Origin of the sequence: Mariniflexile litorale (genome assembly GCF_031128465.2) — a bacterium.
Classification (GTDB): domain Bacteria; phylum Bacteroidota; class Bacteroidia; order Flavobacteriales; family Flavobacteriaceae; genus Mariniflexile; species Mariniflexile litorale.
Window position 1 is genome coordinate 447,439 of the sequence record NZ_CP155618.1, and the last position, 20,175, is coordinate 467,613.

General features: G+C 32.2%; 20 protein-coding genes and 1 tRNA gene. 13 read left to right on the plus strand and 8 right to left on the minus strand.

The window, feature by feature from the left end; all coding sequences use genetic code 11:
• Positions 1-2 precede the first annotated feature (2 nt).
• Entirely contained in the window at positions 3-1,946 is a 1,944-nt protein-coding gene (locus tag QLS71_RS01690; protein ID WP_308991265.1) for a sialate O-acetylesterase, read from the plus strand.
• Positions 1,947-1,978: 32 nt separating this feature from the next.
• Entirely contained in the window at positions 1,979-3,412 is a 1,434-nt protein-coding gene (locus QLS71_RS01695) for a nucleoside hydrolase-like domain-containing protein (protein WP_308991264.1), read from the plus strand.
• 22 nt (positions 3,413-3,434) lie between these two features.
• On the opposite strand, the gene QLS71_RS01700 is transcribed toward QLS71_RS01695, so the two are convergent.
• On the minus strand, positions 3,435-4,463 hold the full coding sequence (locus QLS71_RS01700) for a LacI family DNA-binding transcriptional regulator (RefSeq protein ID WP_308991263.1): 1,029 nt from the start codon (positions 4,461-4,463) through the stop codon (positions 3,435-3,437).
• Positions 4,464-4,551: 88 nt separating this feature from the next.
• Between QLS71_RS01700 and QLS71_RS01705 the strand changes: the two genes are divergently transcribed.
• The 8 genes from QLS71_RS01705 (at position 4,552) to QLS71_RS01740 (ending at position 13,743) form a co-directional block, all read left to right on the plus strand.
• Positions 4,552-6,282 carry a glycoside hydrolase family 43 protein gene (locus QLS71_RS01705; RefSeq protein ID WP_308991262.1) on the plus strand — a complete coding sequence of 577 codons (1,731 nt, stop codon included), beginning with the start codon at positions 4,552-4,554 and terminating at the stop codon, positions 6,280-6,282.
• Positions 6,283-6,312: 30 nt separating this feature from the next.
• Complete coding sequence (gene galB / locus QLS71_RS01710; protein ID WP_308991261.1) at positions 6,313-9,039, plus strand: beta-galactosidase GalB; 2,727 nt, start codon at positions 6,313-6,315, stop codon at positions 9,037-9,039.
• 131 nt (positions 9,040-9,170) lie between these two features.
• A tRNA-Leu gene (locus tag QLS71_RS01715) sits at positions 9,171-9,255 on the plus strand.
• A 91-nt stretch (positions 9,256-9,346) separates the two neighbouring features.
• Positions 9,347-10,246 (plus strand): MerR family transcriptional regulator, encoded by a 900-nt coding sequence (locus QLS71_RS01720; protein WP_308991260.1) that lies wholly within the window; start codon positions 9,347-9,349, stop codon positions 10,244-10,246.
• A 42-nt stretch (positions 10,247-10,288) separates the two neighbouring features.
• A complete protein-coding gene (locus QLS71_RS01725) occupies positions 10,289-11,755 on the plus strand; it encodes an oleate hydratase (protein WP_308991259.1) in 1,467 nt (488 codons plus the stop codon).
• A complete protein-coding gene (locus tag QLS71_RS01730) occupies positions 11,752-12,591 on the plus strand; it encodes a phytoene/squalene synthase family protein (RefSeq protein WP_308991258.1) in 840 nt (279 codons plus the stop codon). Before QLS71_RS01725 ends, QLS71_RS01730 begins: the two co-directional genes overlap by 4 nt.
• 9 nt (positions 12,592-12,600) lie before the next feature.
• Positions 12,601-13,050 carry a sterol desaturase family protein gene (locus QLS71_RS01735; protein WP_308991257.1) on the plus strand — a complete coding sequence of 150 codons (450 nt, stop codon included), beginning with the start codon at positions 12,601-12,603 and terminating at the stop codon, positions 13,048-13,050.
• A gap of 3 nt (positions 13,051-13,053) precedes the next feature.
• The gene (locus QLS71_RS01740; RefSeq protein WP_308991256.1) at positions 13,054-13,743 is read left to right on the plus strand and encodes a lycopene cyclase domain-containing protein; all 690 of its coding nucleotides are present in this window, start codon (positions 13,054-13,056) and stop codon (positions 13,741-13,743) included.
• Here the strand turns inward: QLS71_RS01740 and QLS71_RS01745 are convergent.
• From QLS71_RS01745 to QLS71_RS01770, 6 genes are all read right to left on the minus strand, one after another.
• Positions 13,740-14,705 carry a D-2-hydroxyacid dehydrogenase gene (locus QLS71_RS01745; RefSeq protein ID WP_308991255.1) on the minus strand — a complete coding sequence of 322 codons (966 nt, stop codon included), beginning with the start codon at positions 14,703-14,705 and terminating at the stop codon, positions 13,740-13,742. The two genes, QLS71_RS01740 and QLS71_RS01745, sit on opposite strands and share 4 nt — an antisense overlap.
• Before the next feature lie 70 nt (positions 14,706-14,775).
• On the minus strand, positions 14,776-15,342 hold the full coding sequence (locus QLS71_RS01750; RefSeq protein ID WP_308991254.1) for a TlpA disulfide reductase family protein: 567 nt from the start codon (positions 15,340-15,342) through the stop codon (positions 14,776-14,778).
• Positions 15,343-15,414: 72 nt separating this feature from the next.
• On the minus strand, positions 15,415-15,849 hold the full coding sequence (locus QLS71_RS01755) for a DUF5606 domain-containing protein (RefSeq protein WP_308991253.1): 435 nt from the start codon (positions 15,847-15,849) through the stop codon (positions 15,415-15,417).
• Positions 15,850-15,904: 55 nt separating this feature from the next.
• Complete coding sequence (def, locus tag QLS71_RS01760; protein WP_308991252.1) at positions 15,905-16,495, minus strand: peptide deformylase; 591 nt, start codon at positions 16,493-16,495, stop codon at positions 15,905-15,907.
• 89 nt (positions 16,496-16,584) lie between these two features.
• Positions 16,585-16,995: a Holliday junction resolvase RuvX gene (ruvX, locus tag QLS71_RS01765; protein ID WP_308991251.1), complete on the minus strand. Its 411-nt coding sequence runs from the start codon at positions 16,993-16,995 to the stop codon at positions 16,585-16,587.
• A 115-nt stretch (positions 16,996-17,110) separates the two neighbouring features.
• Positions 17,111-17,422, minus strand: coding sequence for a hypothetical protein (locus QLS71_RS01770; RefSeq protein WP_308991250.1), 312 nt, complete (start codon positions 17,420-17,422; stop codon positions 17,111-17,113).
• Between the two features lie 330 nt (positions 17,423-17,752).
• Here QLS71_RS01770 and QLS71_RS01775 point away from each other — a divergent pair, with 330 nt between their 5' ends.
• From QLS71_RS01775 to QLS71_RS01785, 3 genes are read left to right on the plus strand one after another with little or no spacing between them, the layout of a single operon-like run.
• Positions 17,753-18,568, plus strand: coding sequence for a 2,3,4,5-tetrahydropyridine-2,6-dicarboxylate N-succinyltransferase (locus tag QLS71_RS01775; protein WP_308991249.1), 816 nt, complete (start codon positions 17,753-17,755; stop codon positions 18,566-18,568).
• A gap of 18 nt (positions 18,569-18,586) precedes the next feature.
• Positions 18,587-18,964 (plus strand): hypothetical protein, encoded by a 378-nt coding sequence (locus QLS71_RS01780; protein WP_308991248.1) that lies wholly within the window; start codon positions 18,587-18,589, stop codon positions 18,962-18,964.
• Between the two features lie 5 nt (positions 18,965-18,969).
• Positions 18,970-19,554: a LicD family protein gene (locus tag QLS71_RS01785; protein ID WP_308991247.1), complete on the plus strand. Its 585-nt coding sequence runs from the start codon at positions 18,970-18,972 to the stop codon at positions 19,552-19,554.
• Here the strand turns inward: QLS71_RS01785 and QLS71_RS01790 are convergent.
• Positions 19,551-20,174, minus strand: coding sequence for an adenylyltransferase/cytidyltransferase family protein (locus QLS71_RS01790; RefSeq protein ID WP_308991246.1), 624 nt, complete (start codon positions 20,172-20,174; stop codon positions 19,551-19,553). The genes QLS71_RS01785 and QLS71_RS01790 overlap by 4 nt on opposite strands.
• Between the last annotated feature and the right edge of the window lies 1 nt (position 20,175).

The following is a 20,175-nucleotide window of genomic DNA, read 5'->3' on the forward strand; positions in this document are numbered from 1 at the left end:
AGATGAACAAATTGAAAGTTTTATTAATTGCACTCTTTCTCATTCAATCTAGCGGCTTAATTGGGCAGGTTAGACTTCCTAAACTTATAAGCGATGGTGTGGTATTGCAAAGAGATACCAAAATCCCTGTATGGGGATGGGCAAGTCCAAATGAAAAAGTAACGGTTCAATTCAATACAAAGAATTATAAAACCACGGCTTCTAATGAGGGTAAATGGGAATTAATACTGCCAAAAATGAAGGCTGGAGGTCCATATACAATGACAGTTTCTGGTAAAAACAGTATTGAAATAAAAGATATTTTAATTGGAGATGTTTGGCTTTGTTCTGGGCAATCAAATATGGAACATCAATTATTTAGACATGATGTTATTTATGCAAATGAAATTGCAACGGCTAACTACCCAGAAATACGTCACTATAAAGTTCCTAAAACAACGAGTATCTCGGGTGAAAAAGACGATTTAGAAGGTGGAAATTGGCAAAAAGCCGTTGGCGAAGAGGTGAATCCTTTTTCGGTTGTTTCATACTTTTTTGCTAAAAAGATTTATGAAAAATATCACATTCCTATTGGACTCATTAATGCTAGTGTTGGTGGCACGCCTATTGAAGCTTGGATTCCTAAAGAAGGTTACATGGCCTATCCAGACATTTTAAAAATAATCGAAGAAAATAAAGATACTGCTTTTGTAAATAGTCAAAAAAGAACGTTTCCTAGTGATACTTCAGTTCCAAAAATAACAGATAAAGGTTTAATTGGAGAAAAACCTTGGTATGCTGTAGATTTTGTTCCAAAGAATTGGAGAAGAATTAATATCCCTGGATATTGGGAAGACCAAGGCATTAAAGATTTAAATGGTGTTGTTTGGTATCGCAAAAACATTGAAATTCCAGAATCTATGGTTGGCGAGAAAGCCCGTGTTTTTTTTGGAAGAATTGTGGATGCCGATGAGTTATACATTAATGGTGAATTGGTTGGAAATACAACGTATCAATATCCACAAAGACGTTATGCAGTTCCTGAAAATCTTTTAAAAGTGGGCAAAAACACGTTTGTAATAAGAGTAACCAATAATTCTGGAAAAGGCGGATTTGTTTCTGATAAACCTTATTATATTTTCACAGAAAAAGATACGGTTGATCTCAAAGGCTATTGGAATTATAAAGTTGGAGATGTTTTTAAACCTTCTGAATTTAAAAATAACACCAACGAAAAACCAACAAGACGAATAAATCCACAAAACGAACCAACATCCCTTCATAATGCCATGGTAGCTCCTTACACACGATTTGCATTAAAAGGCATTCTTTGGTATCAAGGTGAAAGCAATTCTGGCCAACCAGAAAAATATAAAAGTTATATGGATGCTTTAATAACAGGTTGGAGACAGGTGTTTAATCAACCAGAATTACCATTTATATACGCACAACTCCCTAATTTCATGGAGGTATCTTACTTGCCTACAGAAAGTAGTTGGGCGGAATTTAGAGCAGCCCAACTTAAAGCTCTCTCCATCCCTAACACAGCAATGACGGTTAATATTGATTTAGGTGAATGGAATGATATTCATCCTGAAAACAAAAAAGACGTTGGAGAACGTATGGCTTTAGCAGGATTAAAATTGGCCTACAACCAAGATCTTGTATATTCAGGACCTTTATATAAAGGCTATGAAATAAAAGAAAACAAAGTAATTATTTCTTTTAATCATGTTGGTAGCGGATTAATACCCAATGATGGTGAAGCGTTAAGTGAATTTGCCATTGCAGGTAAAGACAAAAAATTTGTCTGGGCAAAAGCTAAAATTGAAGGTGATAAAGTCATTGTTTGGAGTGATGATATAGAAACACCACAATATGTGCGTTATGCTTGGGCGGACAATCCTGACAATCCAAATTTATACAATAAAGAAGGTTTGCCAGCTTCGCCATTTGAAACAAACTAATTAATGAATATCACCCTTAATAAAATATAATTATGAGAGCTTTTTTTATTTTTATTTCAATTTTATCATTGCCTTTTTTTCAATCTCTTTCTTCTCAAACAAATGAGAAAAACAGAGCTATAATACTTTCAGATATTGAAGCTGACCCCGACGACACACAATCTTTTGTACGCCTTTTTTTATATTCAAACCAAATAGATATTAAAGGGATTGTTGCCACAACGTCTTGTTGGCACAAAACAAGTGTTGAACCAGAATTCATTGAAAAAATCATTCATGCTTATGGCAAAGTACAACCAAACCTTGTAAAGCATGAAGCTGGGTTTCCTAGCGAAAAAGACCTCTTATCTCTTGTAAAAAGTGGCTTGCCAAAATATGGTATGTTAGGAGTGGGAGACGGAAAAGATTCTGAAGGCTCCGACTGGATTATTAAAATTCTTGAAGAAGAAGACGAACGCCCTTTATGGATATCGGTTTGGGGCGGTGTAAACACCCTTGCGCAAACTTTACATAAAATAGACAACACAAAATCTGAAAAAGAAGCAAAAAAACTTATTTCGAAACTTAGGGTTTATACCATTTCTGATCAGGATGATAGCGGTATTTGGATACGAAACAATTACCCAGATTTATTTTATATTGTTAGTCCAGGTGATGATTATGGAAGCGCGACATGGACTGGCATTAATACTTTTTTAAAAGGTATTAATAATAACGTTATTAGCAATAAATGGATTGCCAAAAACATACAACAAGGTCATGGCCCATTAGGTGCTGAATATCCAGATGTAGCTTGGGGCGTTGAAGGCGATACACCTGCATTTTTATCTTTAATTCCCAATGGACTAAACAATGCTGAGCATCCCGAATGGGGTGCTTGGGGAGGTCGCTACGAATGGTACAAACCCGATTTTTCAAAAACAAAAAAAGGAGGTTCCGATGTTCAAATAGCACCAGAAACAAGAAAAATTTGGACAAATGCTAATGATAATTACACACCCTATATCCATAGTGAATATGGTAGAGCAGTAAAAAAAGATACGGTTACATTTAACGATTATAAAATAACTTTAGCTCGCTGGCGTGAAGACTTTCAAAATGATTTTGCTGCACGTATGGATTGGTGTTTAAGCTCATATGAAGACGCAAACCATCCGCCTGTTCCTGTTTTAAGTCACTCTGAAACTATGATTGTAAAATCTGGAGAAGGATTTAGTTTAAATGCGAGTGGTTCTACCGATCCTGATGGAGACAATCTTAGTTTTTTATGGTTTAACTATCCAGAAGCTGGATCTTATACTAAGGAAATAAAAATTAATGGTGCAGAAAACGCTCATGGCGCATATATTACTGCACCAGTTGTAGATAAAAAAGAAACAGCTCATTTTATTTTAAAACTGACAGATAAAGGAACCCCTGCATTAACAAGATACAAAAGAATAATTGTAACCGTAATACCAAAATAAATAGTTATTAAAGATTATATGCTTAGTTTCTTTTAGAAGATTCACGAACAAGTACTTCGGTATTTAAAAATGTGATTTCTTTAACCTCGTCTCTTTTGGATGACTTCAAGTTTTTCAAAATAATTTCGGCTGAAGCTTGCCCCATTTTCTCAGCAGGATGTGTAATGGTAGATAAATTAGGATCTATTATATGAGAAATGGGGTCATTGTTAAAGCCTATTACTGCCAATTCTTCTGGTACTTTTACGCCTCTTTTTTTAGCACATTGAATGGCGCTCACTCCTAAAATATCACCAGGAGCAAACATGCCATCGGGTGGTCTTTTTAAGTCTAGAAGTTTATTTGTTGCATTCTCTGCTTCTTCATAAGTTATCGCTTTAAGTTTAATTATAAGTTCTTCTTCTATAGGAAGATTAGCTTCTTTTAACGCATCTATATAACCTTTTTTTCTTTCATAATAAATACTAAATTCAGAACCCGCCGTTAAATGTGCAATTCTCGTACAGCCTTGTGAAATAAGATGCTGCGTTGCTTTATACCCTGCCATATAATTATCTATAACTACACGAAACGTATTAAAGGCTTTTGGCACTCTATCAACAAAAACCAATGGCGTATTGTTATCCATAAATAATTGAAAATGAGACGTGTTTTGAGTTTCCATAGCTAATGAACAAATTATACCACTTACCCTGTTATTATATAAAGACTGTGTTAAAATCACTTCTTGTTCGTAAGAATCATGGGATTGCATGATAACCACATTGTAACCTGCTTTTTGTGCCGCTATTTCAATTCCACTAATTAAGGAAGATAAAAATGGTTGCGTAATAGTGGGCAATAAAACACCAATAGTTTTTGTTTTTTTACTTCGTAAACTTGCCGCTAAATTATTGGGACGATACCCCATTTCTTTAGCCGTTTTCTTAACCTTTTCAATAGTTTTTTTACTAATACTATGATGGTCTTTTAACGCTCTTGAAATAGTTGAAGTTGCTAAATTTAACTTATCTGCTATGTCATAAATAGTAACTTCTATATGCTCTTTCATTTTTTATTCAAAAATAATTAAATCAAATATACATTTTTTAAACAAATTATATTTTTATATTTAATGCACCAATTAAAATCTCAAAAAAATGATTAAATTTTTTAAAATATTATTTTGTTTATTATTAACGCTTTTCTCGTTTTCGTGTAAAAAAATTTCCAATCCAAAACAACCGATTGCGTTACATGAACATGCAGCATTTGATTGGTTTAGATATGAGGGCAAAGACGAAGCATTCAAAAATATCTCAAAAACAGATAGCACTTATTTAAACCCTATTCTATCTGGCTTTTACCCAGACCCTAGTATTTGTGCTGCCAACGGAAAATTTTATTTAATCACATCTACATTTACTTACTTTCCAGGAATCCCTATTTTTGAAAGTACTGATTTAATAAATTGGAAACAAATTGGACATGCGATTACTCGAAAAGAACAAGGAGATTTTTCGGGTGCAAGTGTTTCAAAAGGAATGTTTGCCCCCACTATTAGATACAACAAGGGTCTATTTTATATTATTTGCACCAATGTAAGTGGTATTGGAAATTTTATTATAACAACCAAAGATCCATCGGGAACATGGTCTGATCCTATTGCTATCCCTGGTGTTGATGGTATTGACCCAGACATTTTCTTTGATGAAGATGGTAAAGTTTACATCACTCATAATGGTCCACCTCCAAACAATATTTCTATTCACGAGGGACATAGAGCTATTTATATGTTTGAATTTGATCTTAAAAAAGAGAAAATAGTGAGTGAATCTAAACTTTTAGTAAATGGAGGTACCGACATGGCAAAAAAACCTGTTTGGATTGAGGCTCCGCATATTATTAAAAAAGATGATTTTTACTATTTAATTTGTGCTGAAGGTGGCACTGGGTATAACCATTCCGAAGTGGTTTTTAGAAGTAAAAATATATTTGGTCCGTATGTTAGTTACGAGAACAATCCTATCCTAACACAACGTCATTTATACCCAGAAAGAGATAATGAAGTTTCAACAACGGGTCATGCCGATTTTATAGAACTTCCAAATGGTGATTGGTGGGCTGTTTTTTTAGGTTGTAGACCCTATAGTGACGATTTATATAATACAGGTAGAGAAACCTTTTTATTGCCTGTTGAATGGCAAGAGGGTTGGCCCGCAATTGTAGGTGGAAATAACCCAATACCTCTTGTAAATATGAGACCAACCTTACCTCTTTCGAAAGAAAATATCGAACCAACTACTGGTAACTTTGTTTCTTTCGATGACTTTAAAGATAAAAATCTAGATTTTAAATGGAATTTTATAAGAACTCCACTTGAAAAATGGTATGATTTAGATGGCGACTATCTATATATTAAACCTAGAAAAGAATCGATTCATACAGAAACAAACTTTTCTTTTATAGGAAGGCGTCAACAACATTTACAATTTGATGCATCAACCAAAGTAACATATCATTTAACCGCCCCCTTACAAACGGTTGGTTTAGTCGCCTTTCAAAATGAAAAAAATTATTTACTAATTGGAAAACGATTGAATAAAGATAATAAAGAAGAAGTTTTTGTTGAAAAAGCCACCACATCATTAAACGAAAACACACCCAAAATTGTAGCTAAGGAGGTTTTAATCACAAAAGATTCCGATTTATTTTTAAAAATAGAAGGAAATAAAAGTTTTTATAGTTTCTATTATAAAACTTCTGAAAAATCAGAATGGATGCTTTTAGCAAACAACGTTGATGCATCAATTTTAAGTACATCTAAAGCTGGAGGATTTGTTGGTACTTATTTAGCCATGTACACTTCTTTAAATCATTTTGGAAATTAATTAATACTACAAAACATAAAAAATTATAATATGATGACTAAATATTCTATGGTATTTATTGCGACTTTTATTTTTACTTCATGTACTAAACAAGCAGCAATAATTAAAACGGATAATAACCAACGTATTTCTATTAATAGCAATTGGAAATTTTATAAGTATGAAAATACTTTTGAAGCAGACAGTTTATTTTATGATGTTCGTCCCGAAATAAAAAATACAGACGATACTAAAGAAGCCGATACGCCGGCTAAAAAAGCAGAAAAACTAGAAGCATCTAAAAAAGCACTGAAACCTTATATATTACCAACAGCAAATGCTTTTATTAAAGACAAATCAAAACATCATGCACGTCCAAAAGGAAACCCTGGTAAAAACGTCCCTTTTGTTCAAACAAGCTTTGATGATAGCACTTGGGAGACTATTAATTTGCCACATGATTGGGCTATTAAAGGACCTTTTCAGGAAGGTTCAGATGCTGAAGTTGGTGGTGGTATGGGGCGCCTACCTAGTAATGGCGTAGCTTGGTACCGTAGAAAAATTGATGTCAACGAAGCAGATAAAGACAAATCCATTTATTTGGATATTGATGGTGCTATGTCGTACGCTATTGTTTGGTTAAATGGTCATTTAGTGGGCGGTTGGCCGTACGGTTATAATTCATTCAGATTAGATTTAACACCCTATATTAATCTTGAAGGTGAAAATCAGTTAGCAATCAGGCTGGATAACCCCAATCACTCAGCACGTTGGTACCCAGGCGGTGGTATTTATCGGAACGTTTGGTTAACCAAAACTAATAAAATACATGTTGCACATTGGGGAACGACAATAACGACTTCAAATATATCAAAAGAATCAGCTAAAATTAATTTTAAGGTTATTGTTGAAAATAATTCTGAATTGGATTCAGACATTGAAACTATCACAAAAATCTATCCAGTAAATAATGACGGAATTGGGACAAATGTAGCTACAATAGAAAAGGTTTCTACTAAAATTTCAGCAGGAACTAGTAAAACCATAAATGGGTCGGTCACTATTGAAAACCCACTGCTTTGGGGCCCACCACCTACACAAACACCAAATCTATATAAAGCAATTACCTCTATTTTGCTTAATGGAGTTACCATTGATGAATATGAAACTATATTTGGAATTAGAGATATAAAATTAGATCCCAATCAAGGAATTTTAGTGAATGATGAATTAGTTAAAATACAAGGTGTTAATGAACATCACGATTTAGGCGCTATTGGAGCTGCATTTAACATACGTGCTGCAGAACGTAAATTAGAAATTTTAAAAAACATGGGGGTTAATGCCATTCGTATGGCACATAATCCGCCAGCACCTGAATTGTTAGAACTAACAGATAAAATGGGGTTTTTAGTTATTGACGAAGTCTTCGATTCATGGGAAAGAACGAAAACACCACACGATTTTCATTTGATTTTTCCAGATTGGTATGAAGCCGACGCTAGGTCTATGGTTCGCAGAGACAAAAACCATCCTTCGATTATTATTTGGAGTTATGGCAATGAAGTTGGGGAGCAATTTACTAATGAAGAAGGTGCTGCCATAGGTAAAACATTATCGGATATTGTTAAAGATGAAGATCCAAGTAGGCCCACTACAAGCGCGATGAATTGGGCAAAATCTGATATGGCTTTTCCTGTAGTTATGGATGTGATTAGCTTTAATTATCAAGGAGAAGGCATCCGTCAGGATCCTATTTTTGATACTGTCACAGATAGAATTAAAACAAAATCACAATACGAACCTTATCACAAAAAATTCCCAAACAAAGTGATTCTTAGTAGTGAAACAGCTTCGGCCGCTAGTAGTCGAGGCGTCTATTTATTCCCGGTTACCAATTTAATGAGTTCGCCTATTCGAGACGGTATGGGTGGCGATTCCAAAATAAAACAAGTGAGTGCTTACGAACTTTATGCTGTAGATTTTGGTTCTAGTGCCGATAAGGTTTTTGCTTCATTAGACAGGCATCCTTATTCTGCTGGTGAATTTGTTTGGACAGGTTTTGACTATCTAGGTGAACCGACCCCGTATTATGATTCAAGAAGTTCTTATAACGGAATTATTGACTTAGCAGGATTTCCAAAAGACCGCTTCTATTTATATCAATCCAGATGGCGACCAGATTTACCAATGGTTCATATCTTACCACATTGGAATTGGCCTAATCGTGTTGGAAAGCTTACACCTGTGCATGTATTTACCTCTGGTGACGAAGTAGAATTATTTCTTAACGGAACATCTCTAGGAAAAAAGAAAAAAAGAGCATATGAATATCGTTTACGATGGGATGATATCATTTATCAACCTGGTGAATTAAAAGCAGTAGCCTATAAAAACGGCAAAGAATGGGCAGAAAATAGTGTAAAAACGACCCAAGACGCTTCTAAGTTAATCGCTAATGCAGATAGAAGTAATATCCATGCTGATGGCAAAGATTTGGCTTACATAACAGTACAAATAACTGATGAAAATGGATTGGTTGTGCCCACGTCCAATAATTTAATAGAATTTAGCATACAAGGGCCCGGAGATATTATTGCAACCGATAATGGAGATGCTTCAGATTTAACAACTTTTATTTCGAAAAAGCGTAAAGCATTTAACGGTTTCGCTTTGGTTATTGTAAGGTCGAAACCTAACCTAAGCGGTGATATTAAAGTTATTGTAAAATCGAAGGGACTTAAAGATGGCCAAGTAATTATTAAAAGCAATGATTAATTTGTATTAAAGCGGTTTTCATTTAGTCCCGCCTTCATTTTAAACAAGTTATATTTCAGCTTTTTTATAGAAAAAACACTTTTGGCTTTAATATAAAAATCATTAGCTTTGATGGCTACAAAATCATGTATGCGCACGTGGCGGAATTGGTAGACGCGCCAGCTTGAGGGGCTGGTATTCGCTTAGAATGTGGAAGTTCGAATCTTCTCGTGCGCACTTTACTTCAATCAAATTATTTAAAAACCACTCTTAATATTGGTTTAATCAATAGATTCATCTATTTTTGTTTAACTTTAAACCGTTATTAATGAACAATATCAAAGTTAACTTCAGTATTAAAGACCTTGAAAATCTTACGGGAGTAAAAGCACATACCATTCGAATTTGGGAAAAGCGCTATAACTTATTAAGCCCAAATAGAAGTGATACTAATATTAGAAATTATAATATTTCCAGTCTTCAAAAATTATTAAACATTTCATACTTAAATAATAATGGTTTTAAAATCTCAAAAATTGCTGACCTTAAAGAAGCTGATATAGCCAACAAAGTTAGAGAGTTGGCTTTAAAAGATAAAACAGAAGATCATGCTATTAATGCCTTTAAGATTGCCATGATTAATTTTGATCAAGTACTTTTTTACAATACGTATAACAACTTACTTTCTAAAAATACATTTTCAAAAATATTCTACAATACATTTCTTCCCTTACTAGATGAAATAGGCTTATTATGGCAAACAAACACCATTACACCAGCCCACGAACATTTTATTTCGGTACTTATTAAACAAAAAATTCTTTTAAATATCGAAAACCTCCAAAGTTTAAACCCTAAACCAGACACCAAGACCTTTGTGCTGTTCTTACCAGAACAAGAAATACATGATATTGGTTTATTATTTGTTAATTATCAATTAAGAAGCAAAGGTTATCATACTATTTTTCTAGGGGAAAGTGTTCCTATGGACAGTTTAAAAGATTTATTTAGCTTTTTCAATAATATTTGCTTTGTATCTTACTTTACCGTCTACCCAGAAGAAGAAAGTATTACTAGCTATTTAAACAATTTCAGTAATTTACTTCTAAAAAATAATAATTCAAAGTTGATGCTATTAGGTCAAAAAGTATTAAATTATGACAGTAATGAGCTTCCAACAAACATTTTAATTTATAAATCTATTGAAAACTTAGTTAAAGATTTATAAATAAGTATTTTTGTTTAACTTTTTATTATATTTGTTAAACAAATGAATAAAACAATTTTTATAATAGGTTCTGGGTTTTCATCTTTAGCAGCATCATGCTACTTGGCTAAAGCAGGTTATAATGTGACCATTTTTGAAAAAAATAGCACGATAGGTGGTCGTGCAAGGCAACTAAAAAAAGATGGCTTTGTATTTGACATTGGTCCAACATGGTACTGGATGCCCGATGTTTTTGAACGCTTTTTTTCTGACTTTAACAAAAAACCTTCAGATTATTATTCTCTTGAAAAATTAAATCCTGCATACAGCGTGTATTTTGGGAAAGATGATTTTATTACTATTGAAGACACTCTTGATAAAATAAAGATTGCTTTTGAAAATGAAGAAAAGGGCAGCTCAAAAAAACTAAACCAATTTATAGACAAAGCTAAAAGCAATTACGATATTGCTATTAAAGACTTGGTTTATAACCCTGGCGTTTCGCCTCTAGAATTGGTAACGTCTGCAACTATTAAAAAGTTGAATCAGTTTTTTAGCACTATAAAAAAAGATGTTAGAAAAGAGTTCAAGAATGAAAGATTAGTTAAAATTCTTGAGTTTCCCGTGTTATTTTTAGGCGCAAAACCAAGTGATACACCTTCATTTTATAGTTTTATGAATTATGCTGATTTTGGACTTGGAACTTTTCATCCTAAAAAAGGTATGTATCAGGTGATTTTAGCCATTGAAACTCTGGCTAAAGAATTGGGAGTTATCATAAAAACAAATAAGCCCGTAGATAAAATCATTGTAGAAAATGATAAAGCTGTTGGTATTGTTTCTAATGGAGAAACCTATAAAAGTGATATCATAGTAAGCGGTGCCGATTACCACCATACTGAAACATTACTAGACAAACCATACAAACAATACTCTGAAGCCTATTGGAATAAAAAAACCTTTGCGCCTTCTTCCCTACTTTTTTATGTAGGTTTTGATAAAAAATTAATCAATGTAAATCATCATACCTTATTCTTTGATGTTGATTTTGATATTCACGCAGAAGCTATTTATGACACCCCAAAATGGCCAGAAAACCCATTATTTTACGCTAGTTTTCCAAGTAAAACGGATGATAGCGCTGCACCAAAAGGAAAAGAAGCTGGCATTTTTTTAATTCCTCTTGCTCCTGGTTTGGAAGATACGCCTGAATTGCGCGAAACCTATTTCAACAAAATTATAGAACGTTTTGAAAATTTAACCTCTCAAAATGTAAAAAAACATGTTATATTTAAGGAAAGCTTTTGTATTAACGATTTCATAAAAGATTACAATTCATACAAAGGCAACGCTTACGGAATGGCTAATACTTTAACACAAACCGCATTTTTAAGACCCAAATTAAAAAGTAAAAAAGTAAAAAACCTATTTTTTACTGGTCAATTAACGGTTCCGGGTCCAGGTGTTCCTCCATCATTAATTTCAGGAAAATTAGTAGCCGATTTAGTTATAAAACATCACAGCATATGAAAACATTATTCGACACAGTCTCATACCATTGTAGCAAAATTGTAACAAAAACCTATAGCACATCGTTTTCATTGGCTACCAAAATGTTATATAAATCTATAAGAAGTGATATTTATAATATTTATGGCTTTGTAAGATTTGCAGATGAAATTGTAGACTCTTTTCACGATTATAACAAAGAAGAATTATTCAATAGATTTTCTGCAGATTTAGAACACGCTTTAAAAGATAAAATTAGTTTAAATCCTATTTTGAATTCGTTTCAATATACTTATCATAAATACAATATTGATAAAAGTTTAGTTGATGCCTTTATGAAAAGCATGCAACTGGATTTACATAAAACAACCTATTTAACTGATGAAGAATACAAAGATTACATTTACGGGTCTGCAGATGTGGTGGGGCTTATGTGTTTAAAAGTATTTGTAAAAGGTAATACTGATAAATATAATGAACTTAAAGACACAGCCATGGCATTGGGTTCTGCATTTCAAAAAGTTAATTTTCTAAGAGACTTAGAAGCAGATTTTGATGGATTAAACAGAAGCTACTTTCCAAATGTAAATTTGAATAATTTAGATGAAGCTTCTAAAACTCAAATTATAAATGATATTGAGCATGATTTTGAAAAAGGATTAAGTGGAATAAAAAAACTACCTATAGAAGCTAAATTTGGAGTTTTCATGGCCTACAGATATTATTCACAATTATTAAAAAAACTAAAAAAAACACCCGCTTTGCAAATTAGAAGTGCCAGAATACGTGTTTCAAACCCTAAAAAAGTAGAATTATTGATGCGTAGTTACGTAAAGTATCAATTAAATTTAATGTAAATTTATAGCATGCAAACGGTACATTTTATATTCATATTTCTAGCAACCTACTGCTTTATGGAGTTTATGGCGTGGTTTACTCATAAATACGTTATGCATGGTTTTTTATGGAGTTTGCATAAAGACCATCATAAAAAAGACCATGATAGTTGGTTTGAACGTAACGATGCTTTTTTTATTTTTTACGCGGTGGTTAGTATTGGCTGTTTCTTACTATGGAAGCATGAAATTTTTTGGGCTGGCTTACCTATTGGTGTTGGTATTTTTGCTTACGGACTTTCATACTTTTTGGTACATGATATTTTTATACACCAGCGCTTTAAACTTTTTAGAAATGCTAATAATTGGTATGCCAAAGGCGTAAGACGTGCTCACAAAATGCACCACAAACATATTAATAAAGAAGATGGTGAATGCTTCGGGATGCTGTTCGTTCCTTTTAAATACTTTAAAAAGTAGCAAATGATTTATTTGTACCTTCTTTTAAATTTAGGTTCTTTATCTGTTCCCTTTATTTACAGTTTCCATCCCAAATTAAAATTTATTAGGCTTTGGAAATCTTTAGGATTAGGCATTTTAACAAGTATGCTTATTTTTATCCCTTGGGATGTTTTTTTTACACTTCACGGAATTTGGGGATTTAACTCCGAATATTTTTTAGGAACTACTGTATTCAGCCTACCTATAGAAGAATGGTTGTTTTTTATATGTATTCCCTATGCTTGCGTATTTACACATTATGCGCTATTGCATTACTTCCCAAATTTAAAATTATCAATAGCTGTAACTAAACTAATTAGCTATATTTTGATTCTTTGTTTTTTTATTGTATCCATATATAATTACGACAAATGGTACACGTTTGTAAACTTTACTTTGGCAACTATATTAACACTAATTGTGGTTAACAAAAAACCAGAACTCCTTCAATCTTACTTACTAACATTTCTAGTTATGCTGATTCCTTTTTTTATAGTGAATGGTATTTTAACAGGAAGTTTTATTGAAAATGAAGTGGTTTGGTATAATAATACTGAAAATCTCAATATTCGATTGTTTACTATTCCTATTGAAGATTCTGTTTATGCTTTTACACTTATTCTTTTGAATCTTTTCGTTATACAATCTATTGAAAAGCCTAAGTCAAATTAAGAATTTATCACATTTTTGGGACTTCCATTCAAATAAGCTTTTAAATTATTAACTACAATATTCATCATACGTGTTCTCGATTCTTTTGGAGCCCAAGCAATATGTGGTGTTATAATACAATTTTTTGCTTTTAATAATGGATTATCTTCTTCTATAGGTTCTTTTGAAACTACATCAACAGCTGCATGTCCGACTTTACCACTATCAAGAGCCTCCTTTAAATCTTCTTCAACAATTAAACCCCCTCTAGAGGTATTAATTATCATCACACCATCTTTCATTTTAGCCATGTTATTTTTATTGATAATACCTTTAGTACTTTCCAATAATGGGCAATGTAAACTAATAATATCTGATTTCTCAAACAACTCATCCAATTCAACATACCGACATGTTTCTGACTCTAATGAAACATCTTTACTTCTATTATAAGCTAAAATATTCAACCCAAATGATTGTGCTATTTTTGCTGTCGCTTGCCCAATGCGTCCAAAACCAATAATACCCATATTTTTTCCAGCTAGTTCTATCAATGGGGTATTCCAAAAACAAAAATCTAATGATTTTGTCCATTCTCCTTCCTTAACAGCTTTATTATGATCTCCAATGTGATGACACATTTCTAACAATAAACCCATTGTAAATTGAGCTACAGCTGTTGTACCATAATTTGGCACGTTGGTTACTACTATGTTTAAACTGCGGGCTGTATCAACATCAATAATATTATAACCCGTTGCTAAAACGCCTACATATTTTAGATTAGGAACTTGTGTGAGTACTTCTTTGGGAAGTGGGACTTTATTAGTGAACACGACATCTGCATCGGCTATAGCGTCGATTACTATTTTATGTTTAAAATCTGTACGATCATAAACTTTTAAATCTCCTAATTGTTTAAGGGTTTCCCAACTTAAATCACCAGGGTTTAAAGTGTACCCATCCAAGACAACCATTTTCATTTTACTAATATTTTTAATTATGACTAAAATTAATAAAACGAACTTTTCTAAGTGCGAAATTGGTGTTAATTTATTTCAATAAAGTATCAATTGTGGTTCTTATTTTATCACTATTCCAATTCGCTGCTCCATTTTCATCAATAATAATATGACCTTCTTTATCTATTAAAAAAGTTCGTGGAATGGTTGAAATATTGAAGAATTCGGGGTACTCTTCGACAGGTCTATGCACTTTAAAAGTGTAGTTGTTTTTAGTTAAAAACGGAATAATTTCGTTAAATGCATCGTTTGTAACAAACAGAAATACGATCTTATCCTTATAATCATCATAAAGAGCTTGCATACTTGGCATTTCAGCAATGCATGGCGGACACCAAGTTGCCCAAAAATTAATTAAAACAACCTTTCCTTTAGCTGCTTCAAAATTAAAAATAGTATGATTTTCATCTATTAAAGACCACTTGTAATCCGTAATTCTAGTTAATGTATCCTTATCCTCATTGACGCTTACTGGTTTTATAAACGCTATGACTTTATGTAATACAACCTGAACGGGTTTTCTTGTTTGCGGAATAAGTAAAACCCCAATAACAAGTAAAAAAATAATATTTTTAATTTTTGGTTTACTAATCTTCATATATATCAATTAAAAAAGGCATAACTTCTCTGTCGAAGTTATGCCTGATATCTAACAAAACATAAAAGTTTTTTATTCTTCTTCGTCTTTAACGGTTTCTTTTTTAGATTTAGAATCGTCTTCTAAATCTAACATATTATGTTCTTGCAATAAATTATACCATTGTATTACTTTCTTAATATCGCTAACATATACGCGATCCTCATCGTAATCTGGTAAAACCTCAAAAAAGTATTCTTCTAATTTGTCTTTACTATCTTTAGCCTTTACTGAAGTTTGCCCACTATTTTCCTTTTTCTTAATCTTTTCAAAAACTTCTTTTAATGGCACTTCTTCTGTTAAAGTATAAATAGCTATTTCACTTAAAACGCTTACATTTTGTTGAACATTAACCGATAAACGTTTTTTATCAATTAAAGATTCGGCTACAAAACCACCACGTGTTTGTGTTATTAATTTGTACAATCCTGGTTTCCCTGCTATAGCTAAAACTTTCTCTAAACTCATAAATTATTTTTTTGAAAAAGGCAAATATCAACTGTTTATTGATGTCTTGCAAATATTATCGTTTCTTTTTTTGGTCTGGAAAACGCATGCGATAATCTACATCTATCTTTCCTTTTGATATGTTACCTAATTTTCCTTTTATTAAACGTTTTTTTAAACTTGATAGTTTATCAGTAAATAATATACCTTCGATATGGTCGTATTCATGCTGAATAACGCGTGCTATTAAACCATCGAAAACTTCGGTATGTGCTTTAAAATTTTCATCAAGATATTCAATCGTCACTTTTGATTTTCTAAAAACATCTTCACGCACATCAGGAATACTTAAACAACCTTCGTTAAAAGCCCACTCATCACCTTCCTCCTTTACAATTTTAGGATTTATAAATATCCGTTTAAAACCATTCAATGCTTTTTGCTCTTCTGCGGATAAGTCTTCATCATCTGAAAAAGGTGTAGTATCCACAATAAATAATCGAATAGCTAATCCTATTTGAGGTGCTGCTAAGCCAACACCACAGGCATTATACATGGTTTCAAACATGTTTTCTAGAAGACTATCTAGTTTTGGATAATCTTTATTTATATCGACTCCTAGTTTTTTTAAAACAGGATCGCCATAGGCTACAATGGGTAAAATCATGATTGTAATTTCTGTTATTATTTGCAAAAATACAATTCTTATAATTTATTGATTGTATTAATAGATGATAAATTCTTTTGAAACTCTAATTACTTAGAATATAAATAGCTTTGTAAAATGAGTGTTGCACTAATTTCATCAACTAAGGCTTTATTTTTGCGTTGGTTCTTTTTCAAGCCACTATCAATCATGGTTTGAAACGCCATTTTAGAAGTAAAGCGTTCATCGACACGGTGTATAGGTATATGGGGAAATTGCTTTTCAAGCTTTTGCAAAAATGGAGCAATTAACACTTCGCTTTCTGATGCCGTATTATCCATTTGTTTGGGTTCACCAACTATAAATAATTCCACTGTTTCTTTACTAGTGTAATCTTTTAAAAACAGAAGCAACTCCTTCGTATTTACTGTGGTTAATCCAGACGCAATAATTTGTAATACATCGGTTACAGCTAAACCTGTCCGCTTCATTCCATAATCTATTGCTAAAATACGAGCCATATTATTTCTTTAAGGCAAAAATAAAGTAATAAAAATAAAAAAGGCTCTCTTTTTTGAAGAAAGCCTTTTTAAGAATTAACCTTATTTAATATTTGAATATGAACTCTTGTTTAATTTAAGCCTTTACAACTTTATTCATTTTAGGAAATAATACGTTTAAGTTATCTACATTTCTTAAAAAGTTTAAGTAAAGTCTAATGTCGCTATTACTACGAACAATGGATTCTTTTACTTGAGAAGCATCGATTAAAATAGCTACGTTTTCATCTACAGAGCTAACTGTGTTTTTAACATCAACTTGTTTATTGTTTTTAGAAACAGAAACAGTATTATTAGTTTTAACTTTTACATCTTCAGTAGTACTTTGCGTATTTCCAAAAGCAAAAGCTAATAAGAATGTTAATAATATGCAGAAATTTATTTTCATCTATGTGTTGTTCTGAGATGAAACAAATATATAGGCGCATTAAAGTTTATACACAATAAATTAGTTATATGCGTCTGTATTTTCGTTTAGTAGTGGAGCGACAAATTTTTATCGACAAACAGACAAAATGCTTATTTTGAAAGACTAAATACACCAAAAATGTATTTCATCGGATTATTTTTTTATTTGAAAGGAAAAATGAATCAAAAATTTTCAATAAAGAGTCTTTTAACAACATCTTTTAATGAATTTCAAAATCCATATTAATAGGTGTTTCATTCCTGTTTTTTGATAGATACCTATTATATTTGTCAAAAATTAAAATACAAAATGACCGAATTAAGACAAACCATAGAACAAGCTTGGGATAATAGAGACCTTTTAAAAGAAGAAAAAACAACATCAGCTATTAGACAAGTTATCGATTTGTTAGACAAAGGAGAATTAAGAGTTGCCGAACCCATTGAAGGTGGATGGCAAGTGAACGAATGGGTAAAAAAAGCCGTTGTTTTATATTTTCCTATTCAAAAAATGGAAACTATTGAATGTGGGCCTTTAGAGTTTCATGATAAAATTCCATTAAAAACGGGTTATGCTGCAAAAGGCATTCGTGTAGTACCTCATGCTGTTGCTAGACATGGTGCTTACATTTCTTCTGGCACTATTTTAATGCCTAGTTATGTAAATATTGGAGCTTATGTAGATGAAGGGACTATGGTTGATACTTGGGCTACTGTTGGAAGCTGCGCTCAAATTGGTAAAAACGTACATTTATCTGGTGGTGTTGGTATTGGTGGTGTTTTAGAACCTTTACAAGCTGCTCCAGTAATAATTGAAGACAATGTATTTGTAGGCTCTAGATGTATTGTAGTGGAAGGTGTTCGTGTTGAAACCGAGGCTGTTTTAGGAGCTAACGTGGTATTAACAATGAGTACTAAAATAATTGACATTACTGGGGATACCCCAATTGAAATGAAAGGACGTGTACCTGCTCGCTCGGTAGTAATTCCTGGTAGCTATACTAAACAATTTCCAGCTGGGGAATACCAAGTACCTTGTGCTTTAATTATTGGAAAACGTAAGGAAAGTACCGATAAGAAAACATCACTAAACAATGCGCTTCGTGAAAACGATGTTGCGGTTTAAAAATTAATATTTACCATTATGAAGACAATTTTAGTTGATGCTTGGAATACTTTTATTACTAAAGATGGTATCCATCAAGAACTAAAAATGCTTCTAGATGGTTATCCAAATGAAAAAATCATAGTTACAAATGCCGATAAGGAAGAATTAATTTCTTTCGGCATTGTAAATATGCCCTATCCTGTTTTTAGTTTAAGCCATAAACCCAATAAAACTAATCCTGAATATTTTAAAACATTACTTTTAGAATATAATCTTTCCACCGAGAACGTTCTTTATTTTGAGCATAATGAAAAGGCTATTGCATCTGCTCAATCATTAAATATTAATAGCTTTTGGCTAGAAACTGGAAGTCCACTAAATGACCTAAAACTTTTTCTTGATTCAAACCTATAATAATTATGGCATACAATATTACTTTAGAAGGCAAGAATACAGTTATAGCAGAAAGAATGCTTCAAGATGTAGCTCAAATACTTAGTAATTGTAAAATAAACTATTGGTTAGAAGGAGGCACGTTGTTAGGCATAAGACGTGAAGACAGATTGTTACCATGGGACAATGATATAGATATGTCCATAATGGTAAGTGAAAAATCTAAACTCAATAATTTCTACAACCAATTAAGCAAAAAAAAATACCGAGTACGAACACGCGTATTCGAAGGTACAAGACTTCCTTTTGAACAAGGAGATATTCGTATGATTAAAATACGTGAGCGTCGCTTTTTGGGTCTTATAAAAGGTTCTGTTTGTCTAGATGTATTTATAAAATATCCTAAAGATGATAATATCTATTGGGAAATTGACAATAAAATTAAATACGTACCAAGCAAGTTTTATTCATCTTTTAAGTCTATTAATTTTAAAGGTTTTAATTATTCTATACCGGAATTTACAGATGAATACTTAACTTATCGTTATGGCGACTGGAAAAAAGCTGTTAAAGACTGGGATACTTCAAAAGACGATAAGGCCCTAGCTTAACTATTCTTTAATTTTAATATATCTTTTAATATCGTACTACTTACATTTTCAGTATAAGAAAAATACTCAACAGGGCAGCTGGTTTTAGGAAATCTACCTCTCCAATCGTCTCCAACTGAAATAGCATCGATATGATATTCATCAACTACTCGTTGTTTATTCTTATCTATTTGAGGAATAACTTCATCAACAAACTTAATAGCCTTAACTATTTTAACGCGTTCTTCAAAAGGAATTATTGGACGTTTCCCTTTCTCCTTTTCAATCAATTCATCTGTTGAAACCCCAACAACTAAATAATCACAAAGCTCCTTACTACGCTCTAAAATATTAAGATGCCCATAATGAAAAATATCAAAACAACCAGAAGTATACATTCTATTATACTTTGCTTTAGTTTTTTTACAGGCTATCGCAGCACTAATTTCGCTATTATTATTTAAATCTATAGTTACATTAAAATGACAGTCTGCACTTATTTTTTTCAATAAACTAAATAATTCATCTAAATTGGCATCTTGAGAACCATTTATTATAATTTGTTCTTTCGATTTCACAAAAACAATACGCCAATTCTGAAATTTATCATTAAGACTATCTATATCAATATTATGAATCATT